Source organism: Meiothermus sp., assembly GCF_037443965.1.
Taxonomy (GTDB): domain Bacteria; phylum Deinococcota; class Deinococci; order Deinococcales; family Thermaceae; genus Meiothermus.
This window is the reverse complement of record NZ_JBBINI010000015.1, coordinates 72475-88776: the sequence shown is the minus strand read 5'-3', so window position 1 is coordinate 88776 and position 16302 is coordinate 72475. Positions and strand designations below refer to the sequence as shown.

The window sequence follows — 16302 nt, the reverse complement described above, 5'->3', positions numbered from 1 at the left end:
GGCCCGGTCGTTTGCAGGTTTCCTGGCGCGGGTGAACCTGATTCTGCTGGTGCACAACCTCATCCGCAGCCGTCTTCTGCTCAGGATGGCGGGGGTGGAAGGGTAGACTGCAGGTAGCACACGAAGGCATTTCAAACGCATCCGAGAAAGTCTGGAAAGCTGGCTGGCTGCAAAAAACAATTAGCGAGATAGGCAGCTAGTGGTCTGGTACGTCAAGGGTTGATATGCAGTAAAGTCCCCCAAATGAGGTGCCCAGAGCACCCCCAGATCATAATTAGGAGCTAAAACCATCACAACCAGAGCACTTATACCAAGTCTGCGGTTAGGTGATCCAACAGGCAATATAAAGAGACCCTCGGACGCGCCTAGTGGCGCGGTAAGTAAGGGACACTAGACGCGTTCCTCACGCGCAGAGATGGTATTAGCTAACCCTCCTCGCTATTCTTCGGCTTGAACACAGTTTGTATAAACTGACCAGCCGGTCAGTTTGGGGGTATGATTGGATTTGTGTTGGCATTGGCCCTATTGCGTGACCGCAAATATCGAACCTACTGGATCGCACTGTTTCTCTCCCAACTGGGCACCTGGATGCAGGCCGCCACCCAAGGCTGGCTGGTGCTCGAGCTCACCAACAGCGCCGAACGGCTGGGTCTGGTGGTGGCCTTGCAGTTTCTGCCCTCGCTGTTGTTCTCCATACCCGCGGGCGTGCTCTCCGACCGCTACAGCCGCCGCAACCTGCTTTTTATCACCCAGGGCGGCATGGGCCTGCTGGCCTTGGGCATGTTTGTGCTCATCGCCGGCGGCTGGGTGCGCTATGAGCATGTGCTGGTGTTTGCTTTCCTGTACGGCATGTTCAACGCCGCCGACCTGCCGGTGCGCCAGGCCTTCACGGTGGAGCTGGCCGGAAAAGAGCGCTATCCAGGGGCCATTGCCCTCAACTCCTTTGGCTTCAACACCTCGAGGCTCGTGGGCCCGGCCCTGGCCGGTCTGCTGATTGCGGGCTTTGGCCTCTCCTGGAGCTACCTGGCCAATGCACTTTCCTTCCTGCCGCTCATCGTGGTGCTGTTCGGCGCGCCTAATCCCAAAGTGGAGGCCAAGCGCGATGGGGTCTTGCGCGAGGCCCTCGAGGGCATGCATTTTGTCTGGGGGCATCCCCTGGTGCGGCAGGTGGTGGTGCTGGTGGGCCTGACCAGCCTGTTGGGCATGAACTTCCAGACCATCGTGCCGGCCTATGCGCGGCTCGAGCTCAAGCTCGATGCCCAGGGCTTTGGCTTCTTGATGTCGGCGGTGGGGCTGGGCTCCATTGTGGCAGCCCTCATCCAGGCCCTGGCTTCTAAGGCCCGCCCCCTGCGGGCTGTGCTGGGCAGTGGCTTGCTGGGCCTCGCCCTTATAGCCCTGGCCTTACCCCTGCCTATAAGCTGGGTGGCTGTTATTTTCGGCCTGGCGGGTCTGGGCATGATCACCACCCTGATTAACTCCAACACCACCGTGCAGCTCCTGGCCCCCGACCGCATCCGGGGCCGGGTGATGTCGGTCTACTCGATGGTTCTGCTGGGCTCGGGCCCGCTGGGGGCCTACATTTCAGGCCTGCTGATAGACACCCTGGGGGCCCGCTTTGGCGTGGCCATCATGGGCTTACTCACCCTCTCGGCGGCCCTCTGGATGGTTCGCTTTCCCTGGCCCAAAACCCTGGCCCACACACCCCCTCCCACGGTCGAGCCCTCGGTTCCGCCCCCGCAGGTTGCCTCGGACTGACCGGGTGCGGGTATCCTGTGCAAGGTGGAGATCCTACCGGCCCTCGAGGCCCGCTACCAGATGCACCTGACCCCCTTGGCCGGGGGCGCCGAGGCCCGCACCTTTTCCGGGGATGGGCTGGTGTTCAAGGTGTATCCCCCCACCTCCCAACCCGGCGGTATCTACGCCGCGCGGCTCGAGGCCCTCAACATGACCAAAGCCGGGCTGGGCGACTGGGTGGTGGAAACCCACAGCCTGAACCAGTGCGGCATCCTGGTCACCAAGCGCTATCCAGGGGCCAACTTCACCCCGGAGCGCTTTAGTCCGGCTGCCCTGGATGAGCTGGCCCAGTTTTTCGTGCGGCTTCATGCCATCCCAGAACCCGGTGTGGTCAGCCGCGCCCGCCTACAAGACCGCCTTCAGCAGTTTGGCAACACCCTACACGACCTGTCCCAGGCCCAGCAGTTGGTCGGCTGGCTCTGGGCGCATATCGAAGAAGTGGCCGGAACCCCCCAGGCCTTTTGCCACCGCGACCCCCACGCGGGCAATATTCTCCTCAAACACCCCGAGGCCCAGGGGGTGCCGGAGGCCCTGGTGGTGGACTGGATTCGTGCCCAACCCGACGATCCCGCCCGCGACCTGGCCATCCTGACCACTGGCACTTTGGTTCTACTAGGAGAAGAGCAGGCGGTAACGTCTTTGCGGCAGATTGTGTCTCACTATCCTGAGCCCAACACCCTGTGGCGCCGTCTGCGTTTCTGGGTTCCCCTCACCTACCTCCACGATATGCACTGGTTCCGCACCAAAGAACCCTCGGGCTTCGAGGCTGCTCTAGCCGACAAGATGCCCAAAGCCCTGCGGTTCTACCAGGAGTTTAGCCCAGAGCTGGCCTGATATGATTTGCCCCCACCCTTGCCCCGGTGTTACGATTCACCCAGCATGAAACTGACCGTGGTAGATCATCCCCTGGTACAGCACAAGCTGGCCATCATTCGCGATAAGAACACCGGCAACAAAGAGTTTCGCGAACTCATGGAAGAAGTCACCATGCTCATGGCCTACGAGGCCATGCGCGACCTGGAACTAGACCCCGTATCCATTGAAACCCCCCTTACTACCATGACGGCCCACATGCTCTCGGGTAAGAAACTTGCCCTGGTAGCCATTCTGCGGGCTGGGCTCATCATGGTGGATGGCATTCTCAAGCTGGTTCCCGCGGCCAAAGTGGGCCATATTGGGCTCTACCGCGACCCCCAAACCCTGCAACCGGTGGAATACTACTGCAAGCTACCCTCCGACATTGCCGAGCGGCGGGTTTTCCTCACCGACCCTATGCTGGCCACTGCTGGCAGCGCCGTCCACGCCCTCTCGATTTTGAAAGCCAAAGGAGCCCACCATATCAAACTAATGAGCATCATTGCCGCGCCGGAGGGAATAAAGCGGGTACAAGAAGTCCACCCCGATGTGGAAATTGTGGTGGCCGCTGTAGACAGCCACCTCAACGACCACGGCTACATTGTGCCCGGCTTGGGTGATGCCGGCGACCGGATTTACGGTACTAAGTAGGCCGGGAACTGCCCAATTCCTCACCCATCCGCTATAAGCTGGAGCGGTTCAGGGTATGAACGAGTTTCTCAAATCTATCGGCATCGCCAACCCCACGGGTTCGGGTTGGCTGATTGTGGTTTTCACTTTTCTGGTGGCCTGGGCTGTAACCTGGCGTTTTATTCCCAGGGTACGGCAGTTTGCTCTAAAGGTCGGCTGGGCCGATCAGCCCAATGCCCGTCGCCTCAATAAAGAACCCCTACCCAATGCGGGCGGACTGGCTATTTTCGCAGGCGTGGTGGCAGCCCTGATCGTTGCAACAGCCTTGCGCCCCATTTTGATCCAGGAAGTTCAGATACAGGTACTGGCGATTTTGTTGGGAGGGGCCATTCTGGTGTTGGTGGGTTTTGTAGACGACCAGTTTGGACTGCCGCCCTTGTTTCGGCTGCTGGTGCAGTTTTTGTGTGCTTTGCTGTTGGTAGCCGTGGGGATTCGCTTCGATGCGGCGTTTGGGACCGCTCTCGATCCCTTCTGGGGCACGGTACTGACCCTATTCTGGGTAATGGGCATTACCAATGCGGTGAACCTGATGGATGGGGTGGACGGCCTGGCGGGGGGCATCTCCTATATCACCGCCATGAGCCTGCTGGCCGTTTCGGCCCAGAACCCCCAGTGGGCGGCGGCTACCCTGGTACTTTCGGCGCTGGCAGGGGCCGCTTTGGGGTTTTTGCGACACAACTTCTTCCCCTCCAAAATCATCATGGGCGATGCCGGGGCCTATTTCTTTGGCTATGTGCTGGCCGCCACCGCTCTGCTGGGCAGCCTCAAGGTCACCACGGTTTTTTCCCTTATTCCCACCGCTTTGTTTTTGCTGCTGCCCATTCTGGATACTTCACAGGTATTTATCCGCCGCCTTCTCAAGCGCCAAAACCCCATGTCCACACCCGGTAAAGACCATATCCACCACCGGCTGCTGGCCAGGGGATTTTCCCAGCGCCGTACCAGCGTTACCCTCTGGATCATCACCCTGGCTTTGAACCTGGTGGCCATGTGGGTGCAGGGGGTTGGTTTTACGGTAATTCTGGCTTCGGCCATCGGCACCGCGTCGTTGTTGGGTTTTACCGTCTGGCGCAAGCTGCGGGCGGTGTGGAAGGAGACCGCCCAGCAGGCCGAGCAACCGGCCTTGTAGGAGGGTTTTATCGCACTCTTCACCGACGCGGCCTCCCATCCGGGAGGCCGCTGTGCTGTGCAGGACACAGCTATCGAGTTGGTATGTGGCTAAATAATTCTGAAGAGTGCTCTAGCTCGAGGCCGAGGTATAACTCCGTAGCGCATAGCGCCAGAAAATCCTGGAGAACAGGAGCAGCGAAAACGCAAACAGGCAGGCCAGGCCCAGGCTTTGCAGGGTCAGGCGGCCCAGCGCCGCCTCGGCGGGTACGGTGGTCAGGAAAGCCACCGGAACCACAAACGTAAAGATAAACCGATAGGCTACCGGAAAGGCCTGCATAGGGAAACGCCCGGCCTCGAGCAGAGCCCGCAACACCTCGGTGGCGTTGGCTACCTTGACAAACCAGATGCTGCTGGTGCCGATGATGAACCATAGGCTATAAAGCATCACAAACGCCACCGCCAACAGCCCGAAGCCCAGCAGATGATCGGCCAGACCCAACTCCAGGCGATGGCCCGCAAAGAGCCACAACCCCAGGCCAATTCCAAAGTCCGAGAGACCCCACGGCGACAGGGTGCGAAAAGACAGCCAGAACTGCGCGTCCATCGGCTTGAGCAAGACAAAATCGAGCGTCCCTTTCTGCACCTGCTCGACGATGCGGTTGAGGTTGGGCGAAAGCAGGGTGAAGGCAAAGCCATCCAGCATCAAGAAGGCCGCCAGCACCAGCAGGGCCTCTTCGAAACGCCACCCTCCCGGCTGATACCCACCCTGATAAAGCAGCGAAATCCCGAAAATGCTGCCCACGGCCCCGCCCAAGGCCGAGAGGGCCGCCACCAGAAAATTGCCCCGGTACTCGAGCTCCGCAGCCAGGGCGGTCCCCCAGAAGTGCTGTAGTATGCGCAGGTATCGCATATCGTCTTCGGGCCGCTTCCAATCTCTCAGCAACGCCCCAGGGTTGGGGTGAAGCATCCGGGCTTCGCGCCCCATCTACCCTACCCCCGAAACGGCCCCCCGCGCCACACCACCGGCCCAATGATTTTCACCGGGTCGTCGCGGTGGCGCACCACCGGCGGGACGCTGTGCCGGGCCGGATAAAACACGATATGTTCGCCTTCCTCCTGGTAGCGCTTAATGAGCATCCGCTCGCCCAGGCCGTCCCAGGCCACCACCACATCGCCGGCTCTGGGCATCCGCCCAATGTCCACGGCCACCCGGTCGCCCGGCGCGATGCTCTGGCCCATCCCCCGCACGCTCTCGGAGACCATGCAATCGCCGTTCACCGCATAGACCCGCACGTTCTCGGGCCGCACCCCCAGCGCTCTCAGATCTTCCAACGGGATGGAAACCAAACCCTCGCTGGACTCGGTGCTTTTGTGACCCGCCATAGCCGAGGCCTGGACGGGAAAAGTTGCAAAGTGCAGACCGGCCTCCAGACGCTTCAGGCCCTCGAGGGCTCCCTTTTCGGAAAAATCCAGCTCCAGACCGGTGGCCTGGGCGAACTGGGCCCAGCTCCAGCCCAGCACCCGCAGCAAAGCCCGCAGTTTGGCCGCCCCCAGTTGCAGGGTGGGGTGAACCAGGCCGCGCTCGAGGCGGCTGACCTCGGTCTGGTTGAGCAGCCCCGATTCCTGGGCTACCTGGCTCTGCGACTTGCCCAGGTACAGGCGCTGCTGGCGGATGGCGATGGCCCAGGGCGGTAGGTTCATGGTTCTCCTTCCGGTCATTCTAAGTCATTTTGATTAAGACGCAACTTGCCTATTCATATTGACTAAATGATATTTCATCTGTAACCAATTTACATACATATTTATGTTTATACCATAATACCATCCGCCCCCTCCTTGGAACATAGGTGAACCGTGGAACCAATCCCAAACACCCCCGACCTGCTATCCAACCTCGAGCCCTGGCAGCTTTTTGCCCTGGTAGGCGCATTTACCGGCGCAGGCGCGCTCTTGAAGGTGTTGCTGGAGAGCGTGCGGGGCGGGTTCTGGAAGCAGGCGCTGCGCGTGCTTAGCAGCGCCTTCTGGGGCATCCTGGGGGCCATTCTGGTCTCTGACTGGCTCACCCTCTCCCCTAAGAGCCTGCTGGTACTGGCCACGCTTTTGGGCTGGGTCGGCTTCGAGGCCACCCTCCGCAACCTGTTGAAGTGGGTCGGCAAGAAGGCTGATTTGAACCTCGAGCCCCCCAAACCCCCCCGCAAGAAGCCCCGCAGCAAAAGCAGCAACCCCGGCCCCAAATGACCCCGCTGGCGTCTTCGGGAAATTCTCCCGAGGCGTCTTTTGAGCATCACCCCGCGGGGCTCGAGACTTCGCAGGCATAGCGCCGAAACCACCCTTTGCAACAAGGTAGCAACCGCGGTCACTTTGCCCATAAAAACCAGCCGGTAGCATGAACAGCATGCAGCTCGGCTATTCCTTTTGCCCCAACGATACCTTTATTTTCTACGCCCTGGCCCATCAAAAAGTCGCCGCCCCCTTCCCCATCACCGAACTGCTGGAAGACGTCGAGACCCTCAACCGCTGGGCCCTGGAGGGCAGACTTCCCCTGACCAAAATCAGCTACGCCGCTTATGGCCGCTTGCGCGAGCAGTACGTGGCTTTGCGTTCCGGGGGGGCCTTGGGGCGGGGCGTGGGGCCGCTCTTGGTAGCCAAAAACCCTGTGGACAAACTTGTGGATAAGCGTATTGCCATCCCCGGTCGCAACACCACCGCCTTCCTGCTGCTCTCGCTTTTTAGTCCTGGTTTTATCCCCGTTGAGATACGCTACGACCAGATTATGCCCAGCGTGGAGCGCGGCGAAGTGGACGCAGGGCTGATTATCCACGAGTCACGTTTTACCTATCACCTGCACGGGCTGCAAAGAGTGCTGGACCTGGGCGAGTGGTGGGAGCAGGAGACTGGGCTTCCCCTCCCGCTGGGAGCCATCCTGGCCAGGCGGGATCTGGGCGCCCCCACCATCAGGGCGCTGGATCAAGCGGTGCGGGCCAGCCTGGAGTACGCCTACGCCCACCCCGAGGAGACCGTGGCCTACATCAGACAGCACGCCCAGGAACTGCAAGACGAGGTGATCTGGGCCCACATCCACACCTATGTCAATGCGTTTTCGCTGGACGTGGGGCCAGAAGGCGAACAGGCTGTAAACGAGCTGTTCAAACGGGGCGAGGCGGCTGGCCTGATACCTTCATCAACGTTGCCCAACTTTATCTAAACTTGGTACAAATTACAGCTACAACACCAGTCTCAAGACCCATTTCATCTACGCACAAAAGGCGTTTGGTTGGAATTCTTTGGCTTGCTTGAGACCTTTGTACAACCAACCCCTACCTGGTAGGACTCTTACAATCTGTATTCTCAGCCAGGGATGTTTCCTGTTTAGAGGCTAAATTGAAAGGTATGACTCCGGAGTTTATCACCCTGCTGCCCTCCGAAGCCAGGGCTGAAGCCGAGCGGGTGTTCCGTAGCTTCACGGCGCGGCGTAGCAGCTACGTATGCTATCCCGAAGACGAGGCCAAAACCTTGTATTTCGTGGTAGACGGCTGGGTACGCTTGTTTCAGCTCGGCCCTCAGGAGGAAGAGATCACCCTCACGGTGGTGGGAGCAGGCGAGATATTTGGCGAAGGGGCGTTGTTGCCTGCGGAGCGCTACGGGGTGTTTGCCGAACCGCTAATGGACTGTGAGTTGCTCTCGGCCTCGAGGGAAGATTTATTGCGCCTCACCAGCCGCTTCCCCGAAGCCCAGGCTGCATTTGTGCAACTGCTTTCGTGCAGGCTACGCAAAGCCGAGGAACGCCTGCGCGATCTGCGCTTCAAGGAAGTGTTGCCCCGCCTAGCCAAAGCGCTGCTGGCGGCCATGCGCAAGGGCGAGGAGGGGCTGGAAGTCACCCTCTCACACCAGGATCTGGCCCACCTGGCCGGCTCCACCCGCGAGACCATCACCAAGGTACTGGGTGAGCTGGCCATGAACGATACCATCGAACTGGGTTACCGCCGCATCCTGATTCTCAAGCCCGATGCGCTCAAGCGGGTCTCGTTGTAGAGGCGATGTTTATGGGTATGCCCATGAAGGCCCATCTGGGGAATTTTGCAGCGGTTGGGCCAAAACCGCAACAAGTTACGCTGTGACCCGCAGCCAAGCGATAGAATCCCTTAGCCATGCCCGACGCCCTGCGCCAGTTCCTGCCTTTCGGCATTGAAAATTTACCGGCTCTGCTACAGGCTCCCAGAGCCGCTCCGCGCGAAGCGCTGAGTGCGGGGCTGGTGGCTTATCTCAGGCGGTTGGGGGCACCCCAGGCCAGCCTCGAGGCCGCCCAGAGACTGGCCCATCCCAAAAGCCGGGCCATCGTGACCGGGCAGCAAGCGGGCCTTCTGACCGGCCCAGCCTTCACGTTTTATAAAGCCCATGCCGCCATCCAACTGGCCCACGATCACCACCAAGAGGATCGGCCCGTGGTTCCGGTGTTCTGGGTGGCCTCGCAAGACCACGACACCGACGAAATTTGCAGCATCGAACTCCTGGACTTTGAGGAGCGGGTGCATACTCTAAGGCTGAAGCTTCCCCCCGCCCACCCCGCCGGACGCATTCCCTTTCAGCCCTATTTCGCCGAGGTGTGCAGCCTGCTCCAGTCCTTTGGGGGGTATCCCGATATCCGCGAGCGCATCTGCCGGGCCATGGTGGGGAGCTGGAGCTACAGCGAGGTGTTTGCCCGTCTGATGCTGGAATTTCTCGGGCCCCGTGGGTTGGTACTCTTCGACCCCATGGCCCCCGAGCTGGCGCCGCTGTTTGTTCCGGGTCTGGAGCGCGAACTCGCCGACCCCCTGGCCTCTTCCGAGGCCATCAACCGCACCGCCCAGGCCATGAAAATGGCGGGCCTCGAGGCCGCCCTGGGTCGAGGCGAGGCCGCTACCAACCTGTTTTTGGAAGGCCCCGATCAAATTCGCCGCCTGTTGCGCTTCCGCAACGGACACTTCGAGGACGGCGAGCAGCGCTACACCCCCGCCGATCTGCGGGCCATCCTGACCACCGACCCAGCCCGCCTCACCCCGGCGGCTGGCCTGAGGCCGGTGTTGCAAGACACGGTGCTGCCCACCGTGGGCTTTGTGGTGGGGCCAGGCGAACTTAAATACGTCGCCGAGCTGGGCGGGGTCTATGCTTTGCACGGGCTGGAACCCCCCGCTGTGATTCGCCGCATGGGCCTGACCCTCCTCGAGCCCCCCATCGAGCGAATTCTCAATAAATACGGCCTCGAGGCCTGGGCTTTCCAGGCCAACCCCGAAGGTGCATTCAAGGCTGCCCTGGCCCGACAGGACGCGAGGGCGCAGGCCATTCAGGCCCACCTCGAGCGTATCGCCGCCGAGTTCGAGCAGATCCAGGCCCTGCTCTTCGACCCCACCCTCACCCGCTCCCGCCACCGCGCGCAGGTACGCGTTCAGCACGAGTTAGAACGTCTTCAGCGCAAAATCCTGGATAACGCTCTTCATCAGGAGAACACCATCGGCGCACAGTTCGCCCGGTTGCAGCGCCACCTGGCGCCCCCAGGCCCACAGGCCAGCCACATCCCCCAGGAGCGGGTCTATCCATTCCCGATGTACCTGCTCAAGCACGGCGAACGGGTACTGGAAAAGCTCGAGCAGCTCCCTGCGACCGGCAACCACACCCTTAGCCTGAGCTGATACCGTTTCCGCTTGAATCCTTCACCGTTGGACGTAGTCAGAGGTGAAGGATTCAAGCCGACCGAAATGCGTATGACCGCCTCGAGGGGTGCGGTTTTCGATGCGCGTTACCTGAAGACCAGATGAACACGCTGGCCCCAGACTGGCACGTATACTGGGTAAGGTTGCAAGATGCTGCGCGTCTGGGTCACTTTTTTCCTATTGCTGGGGTCTGCTTTTGCCCAGCAAGACCTGTTGCTGCGGGTTTTGCTCACCGAGGCACCCGCGGCGAGCGTTCAACTGGGGGCGCACCAGCGCAATACTGCCTACGGTAGCCAGGATTTTGGCGCGGGCACGCTACGGATTGCGGCAGGGCCAAGCGAGGTACTGGTGGCTGGGCAGAGCGTCGGGCCCTGGGTGGAGTTGGCCCCAGCCGATGGCTTTACCCTGGGTGGACGCCCCTACCGGGGCAACCTCCTGGCGGTGTGGCAGGCCGGAAGGGTGCTCTTCATCAACCGGGTCTGGCTCGAGGACTACCTGCTGGGGGTGGTTCCCAGCGAGGTTCCGGCCTCCTTCCCGGACGCGGTGTTGCAAGCCCAGGCCATTCTGGCCCGCACATTCGCACTCTACCGCCTGAACCCCCAGGGTCTTTATGACCTATGCGCCACCGAACGCTGCCAGGTCTACCTGGGGCGCTCGGTAGAAACCGCCCGCCACACCAGCGCGGTCTACGCGACCCGCAGTCTAATCGTCAGCTATAACCAAAAACCCATCACCGCCGTCTACCATTCCGATTCAGGTGGCTATACCGCAGCCTCGGCGGAGGTTTGGGGCAGCAGCGTGCCCTACCTGGTCTCGCGACCCGATCCTTTCGCCCAGAGCCCCGGCAGCTCCTGGAGCCGTACCCTCTCGCCGGCAGCCGTGGCCCAAGGCTTGGCCAGCCAGGGCTTTCAGGTGGGCACCGTGCAGTCCATAGCCCCTCTTTTCATCAGCGAGAGCGGCCGCCCGCTTCGACTTCGCATCGTGGGCAGCAGCCGCAGCGTAGAGCTCGATGGGCCCCAGTCCACCCGTCTTCTAAGGGGCCTGGGGCTACCCTCCACCCGGGTGCGCTTCGATGGCTGGCAGGTGTTTGGGCAGGGCAGCGGTCATGGTGTGGGCATGAGCCAGTGGGGCGCCCGTGGGCTGGCCCTGCAGGGCTGGGATTTCCGGCAAATTCTAGGCTACTACTATCCCGGCACTTTTCTCAGCAGCTTCGAGGTGGTGGCCGGTTTGCAGGACAAACTTTACAGGGCCGGATACCCCTCCCTCACAACCTATTGGTTACACACCTTTTCAAGCAGTCCAACCCAAACTCCAGCGGCCTGGCTGGTGAAAGAGCCCCAGTACACCGTTAGGGGCCGCAAATCTGTGGGGGATTGAGGGTATACGCCTTGTCTCGGCAAACTTTGAAAAGTCCAATAACGCGGAGAGACCCTTGCATAAATCCTCAAACTCCAATCACGTAGCATTGTCATCCACGAAGGATAAACTTTGATACCAACCAGGTGCAAACGATTTTCTGCGGCGAACTACGCATTGAAACTACGGGTTTTTGCATGATGTTGCAACTACTGAGCAGATTTACATAACATCTAGTTTTGGATCAACCCACACCTTCAGGACAATCTGGGTCAATCTACCATTCGCTTAACATTTTCTTGCTTATATTGAAGCATGACCATGCGACGTGTGTTGGTAAGCGGTGTGCTGGTGCTCGGGATGGTCAGTCCGGCACTGGCTTCCCCAGCCCAGGATCTTTTCGACCAGGCCACTTTCCTGATTGGATTTTATTACAACGGCCCCGCCAAAGTACCCAACTTTCGCGAGTTGCGAAGGCAGTACCAGCCCCAACTCGATCAGCTCTGCGCCGCCGAGCGCGAACGCTGTGGCTTCGACAAGGCCAGGCAGGTTATCGGGCGCATCGTGCAGGATATTGCCGATCCCTTCACGGTGCTGATGACCCGCGAGCAGCTCATTGACGATCAGCGGTACGGAGCAGGGCTGGGGCCTGCCGCCCCCCGGATTGGGGTCTGGGTACGCGAAACCCCTCGTGGACTGGTGGTGAGCGAGGCCTTCCCCGGCGAACCGGCTTTCGAGGCCGGGTTGCGGCGCGGCGACCTGATTACCCAGATCGGAGGACAGCCGGCCACCCTCGCTCGCTTAACAGCGGCTGAGACCGCACGAAACGCTTTTAGCCTGAGTTATAGCCGCCAGGGCAGCGCCCGCACCCTCAGCCTCACCCCGCGGGTTGCCGAGGCCACCATGCAGCCCAGGCTCGAGATCAACAACAACATCGCCTATCTGCGCATCTACCACCTGTACAGTTCCGATGAATACTCCACTGCCGAACGCATCCACGATGCCGCCCGCCGGGCCGAACAGGCCGGTGCGCGGGGTATGGTAATAGACCTGCGCGACGCCCTCACCGGCTATGACTCCGAAGCCCTTCTGGGCGCCTCGGCCTTTACTGGAAAGGGAGGTTTCATCTACGATCGTCGCTTCCAGGGACAGGACGAAACCCACACTGTCGAAAGCGGCAAGCTATTCGTACAGGCCGAAGGGGGCGATAAGGAAGAGCAAAGCGCAGTCGAGCAGCCCTATCTGGCCCGCATCCCGGTGGTGGTGCTGGTCAACCGCAATACCATCAATTCAGCCGAGATGTTGGCCTACTTTTTACAGGCGGCAGGGCGCGCCAAGGTAGTGGGCGAACCTACCGCCGGAGCCCTGGGTATGTCGGGCAGCGCCGAAGGCCCTCTGCTCAATGGCGAGTTTATCGCGGTTTCTTCGCTGCGGATGCGCAACCTGGATGGCTCACCCTTTCCCCTCAAAATTACCCCAGATGTCGTCGTTGAAGACAATTTAGAAGCCCTCTTCGCAGGGCGTGATGTGGCGCTGGAACGCGCCCTGGAAATGCTGCGGTAGGTGGATGCTATGCGTAAACTGTTTGCAACCCTGGCCCTGGTACTTGGCTCGCTGTCGCTGGCTTCACCGGCACAAGACCTCTTCGACCAAGCCAGCTTCTACGTGGAGTTCTACTACAACGGCCCTGCCACCCAGAATCTCAAGGAACTTACCACCCGCTACCAAACCGAACTGGATCGTACTTGCGCGCCTCAGAAAGACACCTGCTCCTACGACCAGGCCGTGCCCATCATCCAGCGCATGATTGGCGAGTTGGACGACAATCACACCTACTACCTCAGCCCCGAAGCCCTGCGTGGAAGCCGTGAAAGCCGCCAGGGCAACGCACCCTCCCGCACCCTCCGTATTGGCGTGACCCACCTGCCCATTCCGGGCTCGAGGGACCGTCTGGTGGTGGATGTGGTGGAGGGTGGCCCTGCCGACGAGGCTGGACTGGCCTATGGCGACCGCATTGTGGCGGTCAATGGGCGGCCCTTGAGCGAACAATCCGACGACAACCAGGCCGCCCAGTTTTTGGTACAGGCTGTGCAGACAGGCCGCCCGGTGGTGCTCACTATCCTGCGGGGCCCCCAGCGCCAGCGCCTCGAGATTACCCTGACCGGGCGTGAAATCAACCTAGCCCGCTTCCCCTCGTTGCGCATTCGGCCCGATGGGGTAGCCGTCCTCAAAATTCCCGATTTCGACGCCCAGGGCCAGGTGGGACGCCGGGTGCACGAGCTGGTGCGTGAGGCCCAGCAGAAAAATGTCCGGGCCCTAATTCTGGAGTTGCGCGGTAACAGCGGGGGTCTGCTCAACGAGATGATCTACTCGGCAGCCGCCTTCCTAGATGAACCTTTTGTGGCCCTGGTAGACCGCTACCAGACCGAGCGCACCGAATTCCGCATCCGAGATGGGCGTTTCAGCCTAACCCGCAACGGCCAGAGCGAAAATGCTAACCTACCCATCGTGGCCCGTTGGCGTGGGCCCTTGGTGGTGCTCATTGACGAAAACACTGCCTCGGGGGGGGAGTATCTGGCCTCGGCCATCCAGAAGGCCAAGCTGGCGCCCCTGGTAGGGGTGGCTACGTTGGGCATCGGCAACACCACCACCCGCCCCCTCAACCTGATTAACGGTGGGGCTTTGAGCATCTCCTATAACCGCGCTTTCTTTGCCGATGGCACCCCCTATCCTGCCAGAGCCACTCCAGATTTCGTGGTGGAGAACTCCCTCGAGCAGCTCGCCAACACCGGACGCGACCTTCCGCTCGAGAAGGCTTTGGAAGCGTTGGGAATCCGGTCGGCCAACCGATAAGCACATAGCCCATACCTTCCCACTACCCCCGTTTCCTTGCAGGAGTGTCGCGCACCGGGTGGGTAGAATACTAAAGACTGTCTTAAAATCCTCTAGTTGGGAGGGAAGATATTAAGACAGTCTCTAACCCGACCAACGGGGGTTTTCTAGGATTCAAAAAGATAGCCTCATAAGGTTTTTCGTTTGAAGATTATCTTTTTGAATCCGGTATCATACCGTTTCCGCTTGAATCCTTCACCGTTGGACGCAGTCAGAGGTGAAGGATTCAAGCCGACCGAAGGGAGTAGAAAAGCATTTCGGTAGTATCGTTTAGGCTTGCCGAAGTGAACGATACTACCGAAATGCGTATCAAACAACTACCCCAGCCGCCTTTACTGAAGGATCAGCCGAACCAGTTCCTGTGGATTTTCTTGCTGCGGCAAGTGCCCACAGCCAGGAATGAGGTGAAGTTTTGCGCCAGTAATCCAGCTCGAGAGCAGCTTTCCCGCCTCCGCTGGAATGGGCAAGTCTTGTTCGCCCCAGACAATAGTGGTGGGCACGTTGACCTGACCCAGCCTGGCAGGGTTGGGATGACCCAACAAGCTCTCCAAAGCCATCCAGCGGAAGGTGGAGAAGTAAGCCCGCCGCTGGTCGTCGCTCCAGACCCGATCCCAGACCCGCTCCCGCAAAAACTGGCGCTCTTCCGGCGGCAGGGCGTCCAGGCTGGCATAGTAGGGCCGCAGGCTCTCAAAAGCAGCCTCCTGTGAGCGGCGGAAGCTGTTGTATAGCTTTTCGCCCTGGCCTGGTATCAAGAATATGAGCTGCACCCGGTTGAGCCTGCCCCGCACCGGCGGGCCATCCACCAGCACCAGCCGCGCCACCAAGTCGGCCCGCCGCTGAGCCACCCGCAGGGCCACCGCGGCCCCCATCGAGCTGCCCACCAGGACGGCCTGCGGAATCTTAAGGTTCTCCAGCAGGGCGGCCATTGTATCGGCAAAAAAGTTGAGGGTGTAGGCCCGCCGGGGGTGCTCCGAGCGGCCAAAACCCGGCAGGTCGGGGGCCACCACCCGGCCCCGCCCGGTCAACAGCGGAAACACCTTGCGCCAGCTATCGGCCTCGTCGCCCAGGCCATGAATCAGCAGAAAGGTGGGGTCTGGGGCCTGGGCCGGCCCGGAGTCGTAGAGGTGTAGACCCACCCCGTTTACAGTCAACCTGCGTTGGTAGGGCTTCAGATGGTCGGGAACGGTAAATTTAGGCGTCATAGGTTCCTAGGGTATTGGGGCTTGGCCTTCCCCGCTCAGCCCCTCAAATTGCCTCCATCAGGTGCTTGAAGGCCTCGGGCAGCTCGGGCTTGGCCCCGCCGTTGGCCCAGCTAAACCGCCTATCGCTCAGGCTGCCCGGCCCCACCCCCATACCCTGGAGGAACAGCCCGGTGTAGTCCAGCGGCCCCTGTACGGTCTCTCCGCCAAAGGTTTCCGCGAAGCGCTGGACCTCGAGGGGATGCCCGAAGTGAAAAGCGTAGGTATGGGCCAGCGCCTGCCATAAGAAACGGGGCTGGATGGGGGGGTTGGAAAGCTCGCCTGTTCGGCGCAGAAACACCGAGGCCCGTCCGGGACGCAGGCGCAGGGTGGCCTCGAGCACATCCCCCAGCACCCCAAAGCTGCCCACAAAGGGGCGCACCAGGTCGTAGCCCTGCACGTTTTTTACCGTCAGGCCGCCAGCCTGAATAATCTTGCCTTTGGGCGACCTGAACTTGAGCCCCAGCACCTCGCTGCCCATAAAAAAAGTCTGGGCAAAGCCGCCGCGCTTGAGCAGGCCGTCCAGGCCCCCCGGCAGTTCGACCGGGGGAAAGGGCGGAAACAGCCCCTGGGGCAGGGCGGCCCAGACCTCGAGCAAGGGCGTGTCGCCGCTGGCGATGAGGTACTGGTCGGCGGCGGAAACCTGAAGTACCGGCACCCCTTTATGCTATTCAGTTAGG

At 60.8% G+C, this 16302-nt stretch carries 15 protein-coding genes; 11 read left to right on the top strand and 4 right to left on the bottom strand.

The features are described 5' to 3' along the window. The first annotated feature begins 507 nt into the window (after nucleotides 1-507). The 4 genes from WKI89_RS09750 to WKI89_RS09735 are packed head-to-tail and all read left to right on the top strand — an operon-like array spanning nucleotide 508 to nucleotide 4468. Nucleotides 508-1755 (top strand): MFS transporter, encoded by a 1248-nt coding sequence (locus WKI89_RS09750; protein WP_337869180.1) that lies wholly within the window; start codon nucleotides 508-510, stop codon nucleotides 1753-1755. A 24-nt stretch (nucleotides 1756-1779) separates the two neighbouring features. Next, a complete protein-coding gene (locus WKI89_RS09745) occupies nucleotides 1780-2628 on the top strand; it encodes an aminoglycoside phosphotransferase family protein (RefSeq protein WP_337869177.1) in 849 nt (282 codons plus the stop codon). Between the two features lie 45 nt (nucleotides 2629-2673). Continuing rightward, the gene (gene upp, locus WKI89_RS09740; protein ID WP_337869175.1) at nucleotides 2674-3300 is read left to right on the top strand and encodes a uracil phosphoribosyltransferase; all 627 of its coding nucleotides are present in this window, start codon (nucleotides 2674-2676) and stop codon (nucleotides 3298-3300) included. A 55-nt stretch (nucleotides 3301-3355) separates the two neighbouring features. Next, complete coding sequence (locus tag WKI89_RS09735; RefSeq protein WP_337869173.1) at nucleotides 3356-4468, top strand: MraY family glycosyltransferase; 1113 nt, start codon at nucleotides 3356-3358, stop codon at nucleotides 4466-4468. A 111-nt stretch (nucleotides 4469-4579) separates the two neighbouring features. Here WKI89_RS09735 and WKI89_RS09730 read toward each other — a convergent pair whose 3' ends face one another. Both WKI89_RS09730 and WKI89_RS09725 read right to left on the bottom strand, forming a co-directional pair. Then, on the bottom strand, nucleotides 4580-5359 hold the full coding sequence (locus WKI89_RS09730) for an ABC-2 family transporter protein (RefSeq protein ID WP_337869179.1): 780 nt from the start codon (nucleotides 5357-5359) through the stop codon (nucleotides 4580-4582). Between the two features lie 80 nt (nucleotides 5360-5439). Next, nucleotides 5440-6150: a S24 family peptidase gene (locus WKI89_RS09725; RefSeq protein ID WP_337869171.1), complete on the bottom strand. Its 711-nt coding sequence runs from the start codon at nucleotides 6148-6150 to the stop codon at nucleotides 5440-5442. A 153-nt stretch (nucleotides 6151-6303) separates the two neighbouring features. Between WKI89_RS09725 and WKI89_RS09720 the strand changes: the two genes are divergently transcribed. The 7 genes from WKI89_RS09720 to WKI89_RS09690 all read left to right on the top strand — a co-directional run bounded on the left by WKI89_RS09720 (nucleotide 6304) and on the right by WKI89_RS09690 (nucleotide 14345). Beyond that, on the top strand, nucleotides 6304-6687 hold the full coding sequence (locus tag WKI89_RS09720) for a hypothetical protein (protein WP_337869169.1): 384 nt from the start codon (nucleotides 6304-6306) through the stop codon (nucleotides 6685-6687). A 148-nt stretch (nucleotides 6688-6835) separates the two neighbouring features. Then, the gene (locus WKI89_RS09715) at nucleotides 6836-7654 is read left to right on the top strand and encodes a 1,4-dihydroxy-6-naphthoate synthase (RefSeq protein ID WP_337869167.1); all 819 of its coding nucleotides are present in this window, start codon (nucleotides 6836-6838) and stop codon (nucleotides 7652-7654) included. 185 nt (nucleotides 7655-7839) lie between these two features. Then, nucleotides 7840-8481, top strand: coding sequence for a Crp/Fnr family transcriptional regulator (locus tag WKI89_RS09710; RefSeq protein WP_337869166.1), 642 nt, complete (start codon nucleotides 7840-7842; stop codon nucleotides 8479-8481). A 116-nt stretch (nucleotides 8482-8597) separates the two neighbouring features. After that, complete coding sequence (gene bshC / locus WKI89_RS09705) at nucleotides 8598-10115, top strand: bacillithiol biosynthesis cysteine-adding enzyme BshC (RefSeq protein ID WP_337869164.1); 1518 nt, start codon at nucleotides 8598-8600, stop codon at nucleotides 10113-10115. 171 nt (nucleotides 10116-10286) lie between these two features. After that, complete coding sequence (locus WKI89_RS09700) at nucleotides 10287-11513, top strand: SpoIID/LytB domain-containing protein (protein WP_337869163.1); 1227 nt, start codon at nucleotides 10287-10289, stop codon at nucleotides 11511-11513. Nucleotides 11514-11813: 300 nt separating this feature from the next. Beyond that, a complete protein-coding gene (locus WKI89_RS09695) occupies nucleotides 11814-13055 on the top strand; it encodes a S41 family peptidase (protein WP_337869162.1) in 1242 nt (413 codons plus the stop codon). A 9-nt stretch (nucleotides 13056-13064) separates the two neighbouring features. Beyond that, complete coding sequence (locus WKI89_RS09690) at nucleotides 13065-14345, top strand: S41 family peptidase (RefSeq protein WP_337869161.1); 1281 nt, start codon at nucleotides 13065-13067, stop codon at nucleotides 14343-14345. Between the two features lie 371 nt (nucleotides 14346-14716). Here WKI89_RS09690 and WKI89_RS09685 read toward each other — a convergent pair whose 3' ends face one another. Both WKI89_RS09685 and WKI89_RS09680 read right to left on the bottom strand, forming a co-directional pair. Then, a complete protein-coding gene (locus tag WKI89_RS09685) occupies nucleotides 14717-15586 on the bottom strand; it encodes an alpha/beta hydrolase (protein ID WP_337869160.1) in 870 nt (289 codons plus the stop codon). Between the two features lie 43 nt (nucleotides 15587-15629). Next, a complete protein-coding gene (locus tag WKI89_RS09680; RefSeq protein WP_337869158.1) occupies nucleotides 15630-16280 on the bottom strand; it encodes a DUF5639 domain-containing protein in 651 nt (216 codons plus the stop codon). Nucleotides 16281-16302 lie beyond the last annotated feature (22 nt).

Excerpts from the sequence above, each read along its gene's own strand:
- WKI89_RS09690 (WP_337869161.1), top strand. The coding sequence starts at position 13,065 with ATGCGTAAACTGTTTGCAACCCTGGCCCTGGTACTTGGCTCGCTGTCG.
- WKI89_RS09695 (WP_337869162.1), top strand. The coding sequence starts at position 11,814 with ATGCGACGTGTGTTGGTAAGCGGTGTGCTGGTGCTCGGGATGGTCAGT.
- WKI89_RS09735 (WP_337869173.1), top strand. The coding sequence starts at position 3,356 with ATGAACGAGTTTCTCAAATCTATCGGCATCGCCAACCCCACGGGTTCG.
- WKI89_RS09700 (WP_337869163.1), top strand. The coding sequence starts at position 10,287 with ATGCTGCGCGTCTGGGTCACTTTTTTCCTATTGCTGGGGTCTGCTTTT.
- WKI89_RS09725 (WP_337869171.1), bottom strand. The coding sequence starts at position 6,150 with ATGAACCTACCGCCCTGGGCCATCGCCATCCGCCAGCAGCGCCTGTAC.
- WKI89_RS09710 (WP_337869166.1), top strand. The coding sequence starts at position 7,840 with ATGACTCCGGAGTTTATCACCCTGCTGCCCTCCGAAGCCAGGGCTGAA.
- WKI89_RS09730 (WP_337869179.1), bottom strand. The coding sequence starts at position 5,359 with ATGCGATACCTGCGCATACTACAGCACTTCTGGGGGACCGCCCTGGCT.
- WKI89_RS09685 (WP_337869160.1), bottom strand. The coding sequence starts at position 15,586 with ATGACGCCTAAATTTACCGTTCCCGACCATCTGAAGCCCTACCAACGC.
- WKI89_RS09715 (WP_337869167.1), top strand. The coding sequence starts at position 6,836 with ATGAACAGCATGCAGCTCGGCTATTCCTTTTGCCCCAACGATACCTTT.
- bshC (WP_337869164.1), top strand. The coding sequence starts at position 8,598 with ATGCCCGACGCCCTGCGCCAGTTCCTGCCTTTCGGCATTGAAAATTTA.
- upp (WP_337869175.1), top strand. The coding sequence starts at position 2,674 with ATGAAACTGACCGTGGTAGATCATCCCCTGGTACAGCACAAGCTGGCC.